The sequence below is a fragment of the Geomesophilobacter sediminis genome (assembly GCF_016458275.1).
Taxonomy (GTDB): Bacteria; Desulfobacterota; Desulfuromonadia; order Geobacterales; family Geobacteraceae; genus Geomesophilobacter; species Geomesophilobacter sediminis.
Genome location: NZ_JAEMHM010000006.1, coordinates 105,249 through 121,439, shown reverse-complemented (window position 1 = coordinate 121,439; position 16,191 = coordinate 105,249). Strand labels below are relative to the sequence as shown.

Here is a 16,191-nt window from a genome sequence, read left to right as displayed (position 1 = left end):
GCCCGCCGAATCCGAGGGCAGCAGTTATTACCTGATCAGGCCGAGAACTTCCTGGGTCATCTGGTCAGTGGTGGTAATGGTCTTGGAGTTGGCGGAATAGGCCCGCTGGGTGACGATCATCTTGACGAACTCGGTCGCCATGTCGACGTTGCTCGCCTCCAGCGTGTTGGACAGGATCTGCTCGCTGGTGCCGTTGGGCGTGAAGGACTGAGCAGAGAACAGGGCCGTGGAAACGCCGGAATCGCCGGTCGGGGTCCAAAGAGAGTTCCCGGCCTTTTTGAGGGCAGTCGGATCGAGGGCCGATGCGGTCGCGATGGTGATCGGAGGAGACGGAACGCCGGCAGTCACCTTCTGACCGGTCGCGGCGCTGCCGTTGTAGTAGCACTGGGTGATGCCGTCCTGGGCGAGGTAAGTGATGATCCCCTGGCTGTCGATCTTGGTGACCCGACCGAAGTCGGTGGTCGTGTCGGAGTTGCTGTTCAGGAACTGGATCGGCTTCCCGTCGGTCCCCATCACCTGGTAACCATCCGGGTTGACCAAGAAGAGGTTCTTGTCGACGTGGAAGGAGCCGGCCCTGGTAAGAAGGCCTTCGGCCGGGGTGGTCGGGTCGGGAGCGGAAGGATTCTTCACGATGAAGAAGCTGTCACCCTGAATGGAGAGGTCGGTGACGTTTTCCGAAGTATTCGAGGAGCCCTGGGTGAAGATGTTCTGGACGCTCTGGATCTGGACGCCTTTGCCGATCTGGGAGTTATTGCCGATGTTGGCGGAAAGCAGGTCGGAGAAGTTGGTCCGCGCCTCTTTGTAGCCGACGGTGTTGACGTTGGAAATGTTGTTGCCGATGACGTTCATCGCATCGCCGTTAGCCAGAAGACCGGATACGCCAGTGTAAAGAGCAGAAGTAACAGACATGATTTTGCCTCCTAAGTCCGTGTTTGGTTGTGGGACACGTCAGTCGGTCGGTGTCCCGCGGGCTTTCCTTCTGGAGGGCCAGCCCTAAAAAGTCAGTTCTAAGTTCCAGGTTCCAAGTTCTAGGTTAAAAGCCTCGGTCCGGTTTAGAGGACGATCGCCGAGTCGATGTTGGTGAAGACGTTGCCTTTCATTCCCTGCCGGTCCATCGCGGTTACCACGGTCCGGTTCTTGACGCTTACTACCAGGGCGGCATCTCCCATCATGACCAGGGATTCCTTGCCACCTTTTTGTGCCACGCTGTCCACCGCTCCGGCCAACTGCTGCATGTCCGCATCGGTGAGCGTGATCCCTCGCGACTTCAACCGGTCCTGTGCGTGCTGCGAAAGCTTGACCGGCTGGCCGGTGAGCTTCTGGTCCAGGGTACGGGCAAACGGGGTGTTCCCGCCGACCTGCTTGCTTCCCTGGGGCGCTGCCGGCTCCGGCCTCTTGGTCGGGGTTATCGGCTGCGGAAACAGGATGGTGTTGTCGATGTTCACCTTACCCTCCTACCGACGTCACGTCCGTGAGGCTGACGGCGATGGGGCCCACGTAGACGGTCGGGACGGTCCCGGTCATGTCCACGCTGTTGACCGACCCCTTGACGAACGGGGTGGCGGTGATGTTGTTGCCGGCGGCATCCGTGGCGGTGACCGCGACGTTGTAGACCCCGGCGGCAGCGGTCGCGCCGCCGTTGGTGGTACCGTCCCAGGATACCGACCCTTTGCCCGCCGCAGTCGACCCGCCGGTGAGGGTCTTGACGACCGCGCCGGTGCTGTCGGTGATGGAAACACTGACGTTGGCAGCGGACGAGGCGAGGTAGTAGTTGACCGCCGTCGGGCTCCCCGCGGTGAGGTTCACCTGGGTGCCGTTTGCCTCGACCGATTTCCCGACCAGGGAAACGGCGGCGAGGGTGGTGCTGTTGTTCCCCTGGGAGAGGAGGTTGGACAGGTTGCTGTTGGTGTTGTAGGCCTGCTCCACCTGGGTCAGCTGCGCGAGCTGGGAGAGGAACTGGGTGCTGTCCTGCGGGTTCAACGGATCCTGGTTCTGCAACTGCGTGATGAACAGTTTCAGGAAGTCGTCCTTGTTGAGCCCCGCCGTCTGCTTCATGGAAGCATCAGCGGCGGACGTATTGGTTGTTGTTGCACTGTTTACGTTGGTGATCATGTTGCCTCCTGGTTAAAATCTCACGTCAAGCAGGTTGTTGACGTCCCCTGTCAGATAGTTGACACGGACCGGCTCCACGCCGTCGGAGTAGCTCAGACTGGCGCTTCGGGTGGTGGAGCGCTGCTGTTGTTGCTGCCGGTCGTCCGCCAGCGGGTTGTTGTTGGGGTTGTTGAAGCTGTCCCGCGAGCCGGTGGATACGTCGAATCCCTCCATGGTGAAATTCTTCGCGGCAAGGGTCTCCTTCAGGCTCTGCACGTTGCTGAGCAGAAGATCCTTCACCGTCTTGTTGTCCGCCTGAACCTCCACCCGGACTTTGTTGCCGTCGTCCATCCGGACCTGGATTTTCAGTTCCCCCAGTTCACCCGGGTTGAGCCGGATACTGATCTGGCCGTTCCCCTTGCCATCGTGAACCGCCACGCCGTCTTTGATCTGGGAAAGGATGCTTTCGTGCAGCGTGGTCGTGGCTGCTGCGGACTTCGGTGCGGGAGCCGGCGCCTCGACCTGCTGCTGCGGCGTCGCGATCCCCAGGGGCTGCTGGGCCTGGGTCTGCTCCTTTACCTGGTGCTTCTGATCGTGCTGCTCCTTCTGCTCGGGGTTGGAAAAACCGCCGTTGGAGCCGTTTTCCGGCTTTGCGGTCGTGTTGGCGGTCCCCGCCTGAGCGACTTTCACCTCCGGCTGCTCCTGGCTGCGCTCCTCCTGCTTGAGCTCGCCCCGCCCCCCCCCAACCGCTGCCGCGGTGGCGGTGTCGCGAACCGTTCCCTTCGCCTGGGTTACGCCGCCGGTTGCCTCGGCCGCTTTCCCGGTTTCCACCGGTTGGCTGGCCGCCGCTTCGGCACTTTCCCGAACCTCGGTGTCGGCCTGAGGCAGCGCCGCGGAACCCGCAACCACCGGTTGCGCTTTCACGGTCTGGATCTGGGCCGGCGCCGGGGCGGTCGCCTCTGCGTTGCCGGTCGGTGCAGGATTTTTTGACACCTCGGCGGCCGTGGCGTCGGCCTTTTGAGCCGGCACCCCGGTGTCCCTGAGTTCCTGGGTCGCCTGGTGCTGCGCGCTGTCATCCTGCTGCGCTTTGCTGGCGCGGAACCCGGAGCCGTAGATATCCCGCACCATGCGGGCCGACCGCTGTTCGCGTGCCGTCACCGCCGTTTCCCGAACCGCATCCGGTGCCGGTCCGGCCTGCTGCGCCGCCGGTTGGGGCACCGCCGCTGTGGTCACTGCCGCCTGCTGCTGCGCCGCCGCAGTGGTCGCCGCCGCTTCTTGCGAAGCCGCCGGCGCTGCCGTCTGCTGCACCGAAACCGTCACCGGTGCCGCCACGATCGGCTTGCTATCGGCAACCGGGGCCGATGCCGCGGTTACTTCCACCCGCGCTGCCCCGGAGGCTGCAATCTTGGTGCCGGAGTTCTCCGGTACCGGGGCCGCAACCTGCCGATTTTGGTGAGAAACCTCCTCACCCGTTGCTACCTGACCTCCCGCCGCCATCCCGACGCCGGCATTGGTGTCGGAAACCGCCTGGTTGGCAAGGGGGGTAGCGGTTTGGACTGCGGGTTGTGCCGGTGCGGCTGCCTGCTCCGCGCGCGGCTCCCGGATCATCTGGGAAAGGGAAGTGGCATCCGGGTTTTGTACTGACTGGACCTTTCCCGTGCCGTTCCCGGACGTCGCTGCCGAACTGACGGTGCGCTCGCCTTGGAACTGCGCCGCTTTTGGGAAGAAGGGGACCGGACGGTCTTCCTGAAGCGACGGTTGCCCGACCGGACGCGCCTCGTTTGCCGGGATGAAGCCCGGGGCGGAAGCGGATGCGGCAACGGGCTGCGCGGCGCCGGCCACCGGGACGGTGGGAGCGGTTGCGGTGGCTGCGGACGTATCTTGCGGAAGCGCCGCGCCGGACGCCGGGACATCGTTTTTCGATGCCGGAAGGGTCATTGCCGACGGAGATGCCGCCGCAACGGTTTCGGTAGCCGCAGTGGCTGCGTTACCGTCCTGCTGGGGCGCCGTCGTGGTGGCGGAAACCGGTACCGCCAAAGCGGCAGCAAGCGCTGCCATCTGGGGTGCCGGCGCGACGGGAATCGCCGCTACAGGCGGAATTACCGGTGCCGCCTGGTTGGAAGCCGCATCGGCTGCGGTCTCCTTGTCCCCGTTTTTTTGCTTGGTTGCCGGGGTCGGGTCGTCGTTGGCCGCCGGTTTCGCCGGGACAGCGATCTCGGCATCGACCACCGGCTGAGCTGCGGAAGCGGTCTCGGCGTCGGGAGTTGCGGCCTGCCTGATTGCTTCCTGCCGGTTCGTTACGACGACCTGTTGCGACGGGAAACGGATGACGTTCCCCATCCCCACCGTCGCAAACTGCGGGATGGGCTGCGGAGCCGCCGGAGTTGTGGCAGGGGTGGCGGAATCCGCTGCCGCGGCAGACGCCCCACCCGCGTTGGCGGTGGCGGGATCGGCTTTTGTCGCGGAGTTCTCTTTCTGGTCCGGCGCGGCCTGGGGCGAAGCGGAAAGCGTCGGTGCTGCCGAGCCTCCGTCGGTCCCGTTTGCTGTCGGCGCGGGGGAATCCCCCTGGCCGGGGAGTTTCACCTGGAGGATACCGGCGAAGCTTCCCGAATCGGACGAGGAAAGAGGAGCCGCCCCCCTGCCGGTCGAGGGCAGGACTGCTGGTGCGGCTTCAGGTTGAAACAGTAAAACGTTTGGAATCATGGTTTTTCACCTCCTTTCGTTCCAGAATGCACGGGGGCTGCCCGTGTGCTGCAAAGCGTTTCGATTCGCGGTCCCGAAGGGAAGCGAATTGTTCTAACGGTAAGGCGGCCCCCCCGTAGGAGCGCCATTCCTGTCGCGATCACCAAACCCCATCCTCACCCTGTTCCTCCCCTTGAAAGGGAGGGGGCGCAGGGGCGCCGCTTCGGAGATTGGCTACTTGGAAGCCAGGTTCTCCTTGGTCCAGCGGATCACGTTCGGCTGGGTCAAAAACGGGATCAGCTTGACCGCGGTCTTCTGGTCCATCTTGTCCAGCATCTCGATGACCAAAGGCTCGTCGAGCTTGTTCATCAGCGCCGCCGCGTCGGCGGGCTTCAGCTTCTTGTAGATGGTCATGGTCTTCTTGAACTTCTCCTCGTCGAGCTTCTTCTTGCCGGCGAGCGAGGTGTCCAGGTTCTTCTTGGCCTGGTCGAGCTCCTTGATCCGCGCGTCGAGCGAGGCGGAAAGCCGCTGCAGCTCGGCCTCCTTGGCGGCAAGCGCCGCTTCCTTCTCGGAAAGCTGCTGGCGCTTGAGGTCGAGCGCCGCGGCGTCGTCGGCCAGGGTACGCGCCCGGGCCGCAAGCTTTGCCGGCTCGGCGGCGCCGGCGTCGCGGGCCGGACTGCGCCATTCGTAGATCCCGAACCCCGCCGTGATGAGAAATAGGACCAACACCAGCTTGTTCACTTCTTGCCTCCCCTGCTCTGCACCGCTATCTCGTCCATGAAGTCCCGCTCCTTGATGAGCTGGTCATGTTTGAGGTCCCGCATCTTCTTCTCCTTGAACACCTCGAGCGCCTTTTTCTCCTTGGCCGCGGTGATCAGGGCCTCGTGCTTCTCCTTCACGACCTTCTCCAGGCCGACCAGGGTCTCGCCGAGGTTCCGTATCTCCTTCTTCTTCCGCATGCTGAAGTTGCCGTACAGCTGCAGCTCCGCCGCGTCGATCCCTTCCATCTGGCGCTGGTTGTAGACCTTGGCCAGCTCGTCCAGGGCGTTTTTCTCGCTTTTGAGCTGCGCCCGGGTGTTTTCCTGCTGCACCTTCGCGGCCGCCAGCTCCAGCTGGTGCAGGCGCTCGACCTCCTTGCGGTACTTGAGGATCTGCTCCAGTCTGAACTCAGGTTGCTTTGCCATTTCCTATCGCCTCCTTAGGCTACAGTCCCTGGCCGTCTTCGAACATACGGCTCAAGGCCGCGATCGAATCCTCGACCCCGACCCCGTCCGTCACGTGCTGCTTCAAATAGGCGATCATCTGGTCCATCTTGGCGATGGCCAGGTCGATCTTGTGGTTGCTCCCCACCTTGTACGCGCCGATGTTGATCATGTCCTCGGCCTGCCGGTAGGCGGCGAGGATCTCCTTGAAGTAGCCGGCGGCCCGCTGGTGGTCGCGGGTGGTGACGTCGCTCATGACGCGGCTGGCGCTGTTCAGGATGTCGATCGGCGGGTAGATGTTGCGGGCCGCCAGGTCGCGGTTCAAGATGATGTGCCCGTCCAGGATGGAGCGCATCGCGTCGGAGATCGGCTCGTTGAAGTCGTCCCCTTCCACGAGCACCGTGTACAGCCCGGTGATCGACCCCTCCTGGAAGTTCCCGGTCCGCTCCAAAAGCCTGGGCAGCGCCGCGAAGACCGACGGGGTGTATCCCTTGGTGGTGGGCGGCTCGCCGATGGCGAGCCCCACTTCCCGCATCGCCATCGCGAAACGGGTCGCCGAGTCCATCATCAGGAGGACCTTCTTGCCGCGGGCCTGGAAGTACTCCGCGATGGTGGTGGCGATGTAGGCGCCGCGCATCCGGACCAGCGGGGGCTGATCCGAGGTGGCGACGACGACCACCGATTTCCTGAGCCCGTCCACCTGCAGGTCCTTCTCGATGAACTCCCTGAGCTCGCGGCCGCGCTCCCCGATCAGGGCGATGACGTTGACGTCGGCCTCGGTGTAGCGGGCGATCATCCCCAAGAGGGTGGACTTGCCGACCCCGGAGCCGGCCATGATGCCGACCCGTTGCCCCTCGCCGCAGGTCAAAAGGCCGTTGATGGCCCGGATCCCCAGGTTGAGCGGCTTTCGTATCGGACGGCGCTGCATCGGGTTCACCGGGGTCGCGTAGATCGGGCATTCCTCGGTGACCTGGATCGGCCCCTTGTCGTCGATCGGCTGCCCCAGCCCGTCCACCACGCGCCCCAAAAGGGCCGGGCCCACCCCGAGCGACGCCTTTTCGCGCCGGACCGAGATCAGGCTCCCCAGCCCCACCCCGCGCAGTTCCCCCAGCGGCATGAGCAGGGTCTTGTTGTCCCGGAAACCGACCACCTCGGCCGGAATCGGCGGCTGCCCCTCCGAGTGGACCTCGCACAGGCTCCCCACCGCGGTGTCCGGGCAAAAGCCCTCGATCACGAGCCCCACCACCTGGGTCACCTTGCCGTGGAAACGGACCGGTTTCACGGTCTCCACGAGGCTGCGGTAGCGGGAAAGTTCGATCACGGTTCAGGCTCCTCTTCGTGCCGGGTGTGCTGCTCCTCGATCAGGCGGCGCAGGATCTCGTCGAGCTGGCTGTCGACCCCGGCGTCGATGTTGCCGCGGACCGTCTCGACGAGACAGCTTGCGGCGGGGAGCGCGGGATCCCCCTTGAAGGAGACCCGGCGGTTGTCGGCGAAAAGCCGGACGTACTCCGGGTCCTCCGCCAGCTGCTGGTACTGGGCCCGGTTGAGCCGGACCACGATCTCGTCCTCCCGGGTGGCGAACTCGACGGCGGCTGCCGCCATCCCCGCCAGGATGGCCGGATCGAGGGTGATCTCGCGCAGGATCACCTTCCGGGCGACGGCGACGGCGAGCTTCAAAAGCTCCTCCTCGCTCTCCTGCATCAGCTGCTCCCGAAGCGGCCCCAGGGTCACCAGGGCCTCGCCGAGCGCCTCGCACAGCGAGGAAAGTTCGGTCTGCGCCTGGAGCTTCCCGTCGCGGGCGCCGTCCTCGTAGGCCTGCTCGACCATCCGGGCCACCTCGTCCTCCGGGATCCCCGGCGGGGGCGGGGGGAGGATCTCCTCCTCGGGCTCCGCGACCGCTTCCTCGACCGGTTCGGGCAGGCCGAAGGAGATCGGCTGGAAGGCCGCCTTTTCCTCCGACTTCGGGGCCGCCCCGAGCTGGTCCCGCACGAAGACGCGTTCCGCGACCGGTTCGGGGAAGTTCTCAGACGAGGACATCGTCGCTGCCTCTGCCGGCGATCACCACCTTGCCGTCCTCCTCCATCTTCCGGACGATCTTGATGATCTCGGACTGCGCCTTCTCCACGTCGGAGAGGCGCACCGGCCCCATCACCTCGAGGTCCTCGCTGATCATCTCGGCGGCGCGGCTGGAGATGTTGCGGAAGATCTTCTGCTTGACGTCGTCCGGGGAGGTCTTCATGGCCAGGGTCAGGGTGTCGTTGGAGACCTCGCGCATGACCACCTGGATGGCGCGGTCGTCGAGCTTGAAGATGTCCTCGAAGGTGAACAGGTGCTTGCGGATGACCTCGGCCAGCGGCGGGTTGAGGGTATCCAGCTTGTCGAGGATCTTCTTCTCGCGGGAGCGGTCCAGATGCCCGAAGACGTCCACGACCTTCTCGACCCCGCCGACCTTGAAGCGCTGCACCCCGCCCAGGGCGGTCAGCTCGACCCGGATCACCTCGTCGATCTCGTTCAGGATCTCCGGGGAGACCTGGTCTACCTCGGCGATCCGGATCACGACCTCGGCCTGGAGGTCCTGGGGGAGCAGCGAGATGATCTCGCTGGTCTGCTTGGGCTTGAGCTTGGCCAGGACCACCGCGATGGTCTGCGGGTGCTCCTGGGAAAAGAAGTTGGCGATGGTCCGCGGGTCCATCGAGGAGAGGATGTCGGTCATGTCCCCGATCCCCGAGGTGCGGATCTCCTGGAGCAAAAGCTCGGCGCGCTGCGGGCCCAAGGCCCGCTCCAGGATCTTCTTGACGAAATCCTCCCCCTGGGCGAAGAAGCCGGTCTCGGGGTTGGTGATGTCGGTGAACTCGGCGATGACGTCGGTGATCTGCTGCCGGGGGACGTGCCCCAGCTTCGACATGCTCTGGCTGATCTTCTTGATGTCGCCGTCTTCCAGGTGCTCGAAGACCCTGGCCGTCGCCTCGGGCCCCAGGTACAGCATCAAAACGGCGGCTTTTTCCGCTCCGGTCATGCTAAGGCTCTCCTCGGTTTTCCGGTCATTCCTTGCGGGTCAACCAGTTCTGAATGATCTGCGCCGCCTGGTAGGGGTCCTGCTTGACCTTCTCCACCAGTTCCAGCTGGGTCTGGCGCTCCACCGCCGCCTCGCGCTTTTGCTCTTCGATGAGCTTCTGGGCCTCCAGGTCGTTCACCTGCAGCACTTCCTTCTGCTTCTCCACGTGCAGAAGCTTCATCAGCGGGCGGACCACGAAGAGCACCAGGGCCAGGAAGCCGAGCCCGATCAGGACGTTTTTCATGAGCGCCTGGAGGATCGGCGCGTTGTACCACTTGGCCCCTTCGTCGGTCCCCTCGCCGGTCTCCTGGAAGGGGATGTTGGCGACGGTGACCTGGTCGCCGCGCTCGGCGTTGAAGCCGACCGCGCTTTTCACCAGCGCCTCGATCTTCTGCATCTCGTCCGGGGAGCGCGGCTGGTACTTAAGCGGCGCTCCCGGCTTGCCCCCCACCGGCGGCTCGTACTTGCCGTCCACGAGGATGGCCACCGAGACCTTGGCCAGGGCGCCTACCGGCTCGATGATCCGGGCGGTGGAACGGCTCACCTCGTAGTTCAAGGTCTCGTCGCTCTTGCTCCCCCCACCGGAGGTTGCGCCCGGCGGGGTCACCCGGTTGATGTTGCTCTGCACGCCCGGCACGCCGCTCTGGGTGGAGCTGGTCGCCCCCTTCTCCTCGCTGCGCTGCTCGCTGCGCACCGCCGCGGAATCGGGATCGTAGCGCTCCTCGAACTTCTCCACCTGCTTGTAGTCGAAGCTGGCCGACACGCGCGCCACCGACTTGCCGCTTCCCACCACCTTGTCCAGAAGGGTCTGCAGCTTCTCTTCCTGGCCCCGCTCGAAGTTGTGCTGGGTTTCCTGGCGCACGCCGCTGATCTTGGAGGCGGCGTCGTTGGGGCTGTTCTTGGATAAGACCTTGCCGCGGGAGTCGAGCACGGTGACGTTTTCCGGGTCCATCCCCTCGATGGAGGAGGCGACCAGGTGCACGATCCCCTGCACTTCCGAGTCGCGCAAAAGGCCGTTGGAGCGCATCTTGATGACCACCGAGGCGGTGGCCGGCTTTTCGGCTTCCTTGAACAGGGTCTTCTCGGGAAGGGCCAGGTGCACCCGGGCCGACTCCACCCCGCCCAGCTGGGCGATGGTCCGCCCCAGTTCACCCTGCAGGGCGCGCTGGTAGTTGAGCTTCTGGACGAACTCGGTCATCCCGAAGTTCTTCCGGTCGAAGATCTCGAAGCCGACCCCGCCCCCCTGGGGGAGCCCGTCGCTGGCCAGCGAGAGCCTCAGGTCGTACACCTTGTCGGACGGGACCAGGACCGCCTTCCCGTCGTTGGATATCTGGTAGGGAACCTTCTGGTCCTTGAGCTTTTTGACGATCTCCCCGGCATCCTCGGTGGAGAGGTTGGTGAACAGCGGACGGTAATCCGTCTTGTTGGCCACCATGATCAGCGCACCGAACGCGATGAGGGAGACGAGCGCCACCCCACCGACGATCAATCGCCGCGCCTTGCTCAAGGCGAGAAACGGTTCCAAAAGTTTTTTAAGGCCTTCCGGCATACCTACTCCACGTCGCGGTCCGCGCTATCTTTCGCCTACACCTGCATCCGCATGATTTCCTGATAGGCGTCGACCGCCTTGTTGCGTACCTGGGTGAGCATCTGGAAGGAGATGTTCGCCTTCTCCACGGCGAGCATCACCTCGTGGAGCCCCTTGCTCTGGCCGGTGGCGAGGTCCTGGATCGACTTGTCCGCCTGGCCCTGCAGGTCGTTCACCTTGCCGACGAAATCCTGGAAGAACTTCCCGAACTCGACCGAGGCCGGCTGCTGGGCCGCTTCGGTTGCCGCCGACGTGGGGTTGAGGGATAGGGATCCGGCGGTGGCGGCGCCGATTTTCTCGATGACCATCTCTTAGCTCTCCTTTTTGCTAACGACCCAGTTCCAGGGTCTTGAGCGCCATATTCTTGGCCGCGTTGGAAGCGGTGACGTTCGCCTCGTAGCTGCGCGAGGCGGTGATCATGTCCGCCATCTCCTCGACGACGTTGATGTTCGGATAGGCGACGTACCCCTGGGGGTTCGCGTCGGGATGGGTGGGGTCGTACTGGAGGCGGGGAGGATTCGGGTCCTCCATGATCTGGGTGACCTCGACGCCGCGCGCCGCGGCCTTGCCCAGGGCGTCGCCGAAGGAGCCGGGGGCGTCGGTCGCGGTGAAGACGGCGTCCTTGCGCTTGTAGGGCCCCCCCTCGGCGGTCTTGGTCGAGTTCACGTTGGCGAGGTTGCTCGAAATGAGGTTCATCCGGGTCCGCTGCGCGGCGAGCGCAGAGGCGCTGATGTCCATGGAAGAGAAAAAGTCCATAGTTAGCTCCCTTTGATGGCCAGCTTGATGCCGTCAAACTTCTTGTTCAAAAGCTGTATCGATGCGTTGTACATGATCTGGTTTTCCGCCAGGCGCCCCATCTCGGTCTCCATCGCCACCGAGTTGCCGTCCGGGCCTTCCGCCTTGTCCGGGGTCTCCAGCACGTCACCCTGGACCCGGTCCAGCTGCTGCGTCCCCCCCTTGAGCGGGATGTGGCGCGGATTGGTCACGTCGAGCCGTGCCGAGCTCCCCTTGCTCACCGCGTTTTTCAGCTCCTTTTCGAAGGAGAGGTCCGAAGGGGTGAAATTGGGGGTCTCTACGTTGGCGAGGTTGGAGGAGATCAGTCCCTGCCGCTTGGCCCTCAGGTCGAGGGTCTTGCCGAGCAGTTCCACCGTATTTCCGAAAATTTGCAGCGCCATGAAGGTTCTCCTTTTTAAGCCTGCGGCTGAAAAAGCAAAAGCCGTACCATCCCGCGTAACGGGGCGCGGCGCGGCTTTTCCCGTACCTGTGGTCAAAATTTTGACCGGGCGGGCAGCTCCTTCGACATTTTCAACCGCCACTGGATGTCGGTCAGCCGTTCGGCGGCCATTTTCTTCCAGGTCGAGTCTTTCCCTTCCTTGACGACCCGGTTCCAGGAGGCGCTCGCCTCCTTGACCCGGTTCAGCTTGAGGTAGAGCTCGCCCATCTTGTAGAGGAACTGGTCCGCGGTCTCCCCGGAGGCGAACTTGAGCCCCTCCTGGTATGCCCTGATGGCGCCGGCGTTGTCCCGAAGGAGCACCCGCGCCGCCGCGAGCGAAAAGTAGGTGTCCGGAAGGAGCGGGGAGCCGGCCGGGGCTGCGGCCGCGAAGCGGGCCAGGGCCCGCTCCCCGCCGCGGTGGTCGCCGGAGGCGATGAGCCCCTTGCCGAGGTAGTAGTCGCTGTCGGCGATCTGGGCTTTGGTCGCTTTCTTCCCGCCCAGGAAGGCGAGCTGGGCCGCCGCCCCCTTCTGGTCCCCCTTCTCGAAGGCGAACCCGGCCAGCCGCTCCCGGATGTGCTGGGCCTGCGCCCCTTTGGGGAAGCGGCTCAAGTAGGCCTTGCCGGCCTGCTCGGCGGTGTCCCTTTTCCCGAGCGCGTAGGCGTCCTCCACCATCCGCTCCAGAAGGTACGGGGCGGCCGCTCCGGCCCAGGGGCGTTCGGCGAGGTAGCCGAAGAGCGCAAGCTCCACCGACACCTGGTTCGAGCGGTGGCAGGCGTCGCCCAACCGGCGGGCGAAGTCGGGGTCGGTGAGGGTGACGGAGAGGTATTCCTTGTGGTCCAGGGCGAACTGCACCAGCTTCTTGTCGTCGTGGGTGGCGAAGATCTGCTTGTAGACCGGCAGGAGGAGCTCCTCGCGCATCTGCCGGGTCACGGCAAAGAACATCCCGTGCGGGTAGCGCCGCTGGTAGGTCACCACGGCATCGAGGGCGTCGGCGGCCGGTCCGTAGAGCGCCTCGAGGAGGGCGATCTTGAACAGGGCCTCGTCGCGCAGGGGCTGCTCGCCCGGGTTGTCGTAGAGGGTCTGGTAGCGCTCCTGGACCGGCTTGTAGGTCTCGGGGGAGAGGGTGAAGACCTCCCGGTCCACGAGCTTCATCCGGGCCCTCCCTGCCGCGGCGCTCCCCGGGAAGCGGGCGATCACGCTGCGGTAGGTGTGGATGGCGGCGGTGTCGTCTCCGTGACGGCTCTGCATCTGGGCGAGATGGTTCAAAAGCGGCCCGGCGTAGAGGCTCCCGGCCTGCTGGACGATGAGCCGGGTGAGAAAGGCGCGCCCCCCGGCGAAGTCGCCGGTCCGCGCCTTGACCTCCGCATAGCATTCCATGACGTCCGGCACCCGTTCCAGGTACTCCGGATCGAGCCGCTCCCCTTCCTGGAACGACTTCAGGGCGTCGTCCATCCGTCCCAGCAGGTAGTACGCCTGCCCCAGCCGGTAGCAGGCGAGCGCGCGCACCGCCGGAGCCTGGGTCAGGAAGTGGCTGAAAACCGGGACCACGTCGCCCGCCTGCTCCTTGTAAAGGACATCCTCGGCACGCTGGAAAAGGAGCGCCTCGTTCTCGGGGAGGTACTGGCGGAGCTTCTTGTCGTCGGTGGGGGCGAAGGGGAGTCCGGCGCGGAACGGGGCGTCGAACTCGCGCACCAGCTTTTCGGTACCCTGGAGGATCTTCTCCCGCCCGGGCATGATGTCGACCTTGCCCGCCGGGCGCGTCGCCGGGGCGACGTCGACGATGAGGGACTGGGGATTGCCGCCGGGAATCAGCCGCGGCTCGTTCCCCGACTGCACCTTGACCACCACCTGCAGCTCGTCGCCGTGCTGGGAACAGACGATGCCGGCCACGTGGGGACCGGAGAGGGTGCGGTACTTCCGGAACAGCGGGGAGTCGGCATTGCGGACGCTGACCTTGAGACGCCCGGCGAGCCTGGTGACGGTGTAGTCGGGGGTGTCGCTGAAGAGAAGCGTCACCCGGCTCCCTCCGGAATGGGGGGCAACGCGGATGCGCAGCAGGCGGTTCGCCTCCTCGCCCCGGACCAGGGCCGGAAAAAGGGAGAGCAACAGAACGCAGCACAAAAGCCGCAGCAGGCGCGGCAACGCTTTGGGTCGGTGATGGGCCATGAAGGGGGTTAAGGCAAAAGGTGTGCCGTCGAAAACGTAACGCGGGGGGTGGGGCGTAAAGCGGTGCCAGGCGCGGATTGGCGCGAGCGAGGCGGGAGGGGGGCGTGCCGCATCGTCAAAAATAACTGGGGCGGGTCGATTTTTTGACGCAGCTTCCCCCGAGGCCGGGTCCGGTCCGGGAAGCGGCGCGGTGGGGGTCAGGCGTTGAGCATCCTCCCGATCTTACTCTTCAGCTCGTCGGCGGCGAAGGGGCGGAGCAGAACCTCCTTGGCGCCGGCCTTGAGCGCCTTCAAAAGCGAGGTCCGGGTCCACTCGGGGGAGCAGAGGATGACCGAGCCGCCCCGCTTCTTCAGAAAGGGCACGATCCGGTTGCAGACCGCGAGGTCGCGGTCGGCAGTGTGCTTGAGGGTGATCACCGCGATCTTTACCTCGGACTGGGCGCACAGGGCCGGGATGTCGGCGCTCAGGGGGGCGTCGATCATCTTCAGGCCGCAGGAGCCCAGGTTCTCGATGATCTCCCCGCGCTCGGTCTCGTCGCCGAGCACGAGGATCGACTGGGGGAGCACCCCGGGAGTCGCCTTCTCCTCCACCGGGACCACCGCCTGGGCCTCGGCCGCGGCCGCCTCCTCCGCATCACCTTCCGGATCGAAGAGCTTGGCGAGGTCGCGGGGGACCATGATGTCGAGCCGGTTCATCTCCTGCCCCGGGATCGCCAGGGGGACCCGGTACATGACGTAGTTCCCCTCCGGGAACGGGATGTCGTCGGTCAACTGGTCGATTTCCGGGATGTAGCGGACCGGGGTGAGGAGCTTTAGGTGCACCTTCTCGGGGAGCTTGGGCTGGAAGACCGAGTTGAAGGAACCGATGATCTGGTTGGCGATCTCGCCGAAGGCGTCGACGTCGTCCGGCTCCTGGATGTTCAGGCGCCTTTTCTCCCGGATCCTCGGGTCGGGGATCCCCAGGAGGATGCTGCTCATGGTGATGGCGTCGCCGAGCTCGAACAAGAGGTAGAACTTCCCCTGGTAAGCTTCGCGCGACTCGACGACGACCGAATAGACGCCGTAGTCCATGTCGCAGCAGTAGCTTTTCTTGTCCGTGTTGAGGATGTCGGATTCCTCCACGGTGAGATCCTGACCGAGGAGCATGCTGCTCTCCTCCCCGGCCTGCCTCATCGCGGCGTCCAACATCGCTTGTAGCTTGGCGTATGCCATGGTGTGTTACCCGTTGCCTACTCTTCTTTGCGCAGCTTGAGCCCGACCAGGAAACGCTCCCCTTCGTTCAGAAAGGGGATGACGACGCAGTCGCTGTCGGACATGGAGTTGATGGTGTAATCCTCCCCGGAGATGACGGTCGGGATGGAGAGGTTGATGTCCAGTCCCCCCTTGGAGAGGATCTGCTTGACGTAGCCGCCGAGCATGTTGGCGATCTCGCCCAGGGCGTCGTTGACGTCCTCGCCGACCTCATCGACGTCCATGCCGAGCATGTTCGAGGTGATGCGCAGGGCGAGCGGCTTGGGGCAATGGATGGAAAGGATCCCGGTGTAGGTGCCGGCGAGCCCCACCATGCCGGTGACCGAGCAGTGGAACGAGGTCACCGGCTCCTTGAGCGGGTAGCTGTCCTCCAGCGCCATCATGACCATGGTGTCAAAGACCTCCTTGGTCGCGTTGATGACGTATCCCGCGAGTTCCGCCTCTTCGAGGTGGGTTGCCTCCGAGATCGTTTCGTTCAGGGACATCATAAGATGCCTCCCAGCTTCTGATTGAGCTGCTCCGGGGTGAACGGTTTCTTGATGCTGTCGCTGGCGCCGTTGTTGACCGCCTCTTTCAGGATGTCTTCGCCACCCTCGGTGGTGATCATGACGATCGGAACCGTGCACCCCTTGGCGCGGACGTTCTTGATGAACTCGAGGCCGTCCATGTTCGGCATGTTGATGTCGGAGAGGATCAGGTCGATGGTCTTTCCTTCCATGGCGGCCAGCCCCTCGATCCCGTCACCTGCCTCGTAGATATCGTCCACGGCAAGGCCCGCCTGACGCAGGCTGCGGGAGATGATTTTCCTCATGGTCGAAGAGTCGTCGACGATCAATACGTTACCCATCCTGGAATCCTCCTTGGTTTTTGTATGTGTTTGCCCGCCTCCGGAAACGTAGGTCGCGGATTGCCGGGCATAGTCAGCCGATGGCCTTGAGGTAGCT

Annotated in this window: 17 protein-coding genes; all 17 read right to left on the bottom strand. The window is 64.5% G+C overall.

Annotation, left to right across the window (positions count from 1 at the left end):
* Positions 1 to 27: 27 nt before the first annotated feature.
* Positions 28 to 909, bottom strand: a complete 882-nt coding sequence (locus JFN93_RS08555) for a flagellar hook-basal body protein (protein WP_199383641.1) — start codon at positions 907 to 909, stop codon at positions 28 to 30.
* A 143-nt stretch (positions 910 to 1,052) separates the two neighbouring features.
* The gene (locus tag JFN93_RS08550; protein WP_199383799.1) at positions 1,053 to 1,439 is read right to left on the bottom strand and encodes a TIGR02530 family flagellar biosynthesis protein; all 387 of its coding nucleotides are present in this window, start codon (positions 1,437 to 1,439) and stop codon (positions 1,053 to 1,055) included.
* A gap of 7 nt (positions 1,440 to 1,446) precedes the next feature.
* A complete protein-coding gene (locus tag JFN93_RS08545) occupies positions 1,447 to 2,112 on the bottom strand; it encodes a flagellar hook assembly protein FlgD (RefSeq protein WP_199383640.1) in 666 nt (221 codons plus the stop codon).
* 12 nt (positions 2,113 to 2,124) lie between these two features.
* Entirely contained in the window at positions 2,125 to 4,794 is a 2,670-nt protein-coding gene (locus JFN93_RS25770; RefSeq protein ID WP_199383639.1) for a flagellar hook-length control protein FliK, read from the bottom strand.
* A 213-nt stretch (positions 4,795 to 5,007) separates the two neighbouring features.
* Positions 5,008 to 5,514, bottom strand: coding sequence for a MotE family protein (locus JFN93_RS08535; RefSeq protein WP_199383638.1), 507 nt, complete (start codon positions 5,512 to 5,514; stop codon positions 5,008 to 5,010).
* Complete coding sequence (fliJ, locus tag JFN93_RS08530; protein ID WP_199383637.1) at positions 5,511 to 5,957, bottom strand: flagellar export protein FliJ; 447 nt, start codon at positions 5,955 to 5,957, stop codon at positions 5,511 to 5,513. Before fliJ ends, JFN93_RS08535 begins: the two co-directional genes overlap by 4 nt.
* A 19-nt stretch (positions 5,958 to 5,976) precedes the next feature.
* Positions 5,977 to 7,296 carry a FliI/YscN family ATPase gene (locus JFN93_RS08525; protein WP_199383636.1) on the bottom strand — a complete coding sequence of 440 codons (1,320 nt, stop codon included), beginning with the start codon at positions 7,294 to 7,296 and terminating at the stop codon, positions 5,977 to 5,979.
* Entirely contained in the window at positions 7,293 to 8,012 is a 720-nt protein-coding gene (locus JFN93_RS25505) for a FliH/SctL family protein (protein ID WP_199383635.1), read from the bottom strand. The genes JFN93_RS08525 and JFN93_RS25505 overlap by 4 nt, the downstream gene beginning before the upstream one ends.
* A complete protein-coding gene (fliG, locus tag JFN93_RS08515; RefSeq protein ID WP_199383634.1) occupies positions 7,999 to 8,991 on the bottom strand; it encodes a flagellar motor switch protein FliG in 993 nt (330 codons plus the stop codon). Before fliG ends, JFN93_RS25505 begins: the two co-directional genes overlap by 14 nt.
* Positions 8,992 to 9,016: 25 nt before the next feature.
* Entirely contained in the window at positions 9,017 to 10,579 is a 1,563-nt protein-coding gene (gene fliF / locus JFN93_RS08510; protein WP_199383633.1) for a flagellar basal-body MS-ring/collar protein FliF, read from the bottom strand.
* Between the two features lie 35 nt (positions 10,580 to 10,614).
* Positions 10,615 to 10,926 carry a flagellar hook-basal body complex protein FliE gene (gene fliE / locus JFN93_RS08505; RefSeq protein ID WP_199383632.1) on the bottom strand — a complete coding sequence of 104 codons (312 nt, stop codon included), beginning with the start codon at positions 10,924 to 10,926 and terminating at the stop codon, positions 10,615 to 10,617.
* Positions 10,927 to 10,945: 19 nt separating this feature from the next.
* Complete coding sequence (gene flgC, locus JFN93_RS08500) at positions 10,946 to 11,374, bottom strand: flagellar basal body rod protein FlgC (protein WP_199383631.1); 429 nt, start codon at positions 11,372 to 11,374, stop codon at positions 10,946 to 10,948.
* A gap of 2 nt (positions 11,375 to 11,376) precedes the next feature.
* On the bottom strand, positions 11,377 to 11,793 hold the full coding sequence (flgB, locus tag JFN93_RS08495) for a flagellar basal body rod protein FlgB (RefSeq protein ID WP_199383630.1): 417 nt from the start codon (positions 11,791 to 11,793) through the stop codon (positions 11,377 to 11,379).
* 92 nt (positions 11,794 to 11,885) lie between these two features.
* Positions 11,886 to 13,997, bottom strand: coding sequence for a tetratricopeptide repeat protein (locus JFN93_RS08490; RefSeq protein ID WP_199383629.1), 2,112 nt, complete (start codon positions 13,995 to 13,997; stop codon positions 11,886 to 11,888).
* Positions 13,998 to 14,194: 197 nt separating this feature from the next.
* On the bottom strand, positions 14,195 to 15,208 hold the full coding sequence (locus JFN93_RS08485; RefSeq protein ID WP_199383628.1) for a response regulator: 1,014 nt from the start codon (positions 15,206 to 15,208) through the stop codon (positions 14,195 to 14,197).
* Between the two features lie 17 nt (positions 15,209 to 15,225).
* Positions 15,226 to 15,732 carry a chemotaxis protein CheX gene (locus JFN93_RS08480; RefSeq protein ID WP_199383798.1) on the bottom strand — a complete coding sequence of 169 codons (507 nt, stop codon included), beginning with the start codon at positions 15,730 to 15,732 and terminating at the stop codon, positions 15,226 to 15,228.
* Entirely contained in the window at positions 15,732 to 16,094 is a 363-nt protein-coding gene (locus tag JFN93_RS08475) for a response regulator (protein WP_199383627.1), read from the bottom strand. Before JFN93_RS08475 ends, JFN93_RS08480 begins: the two co-directional genes overlap by 1 nt.
* Positions 16,095 to 16,191: the final 97 nt, after the last annotated feature.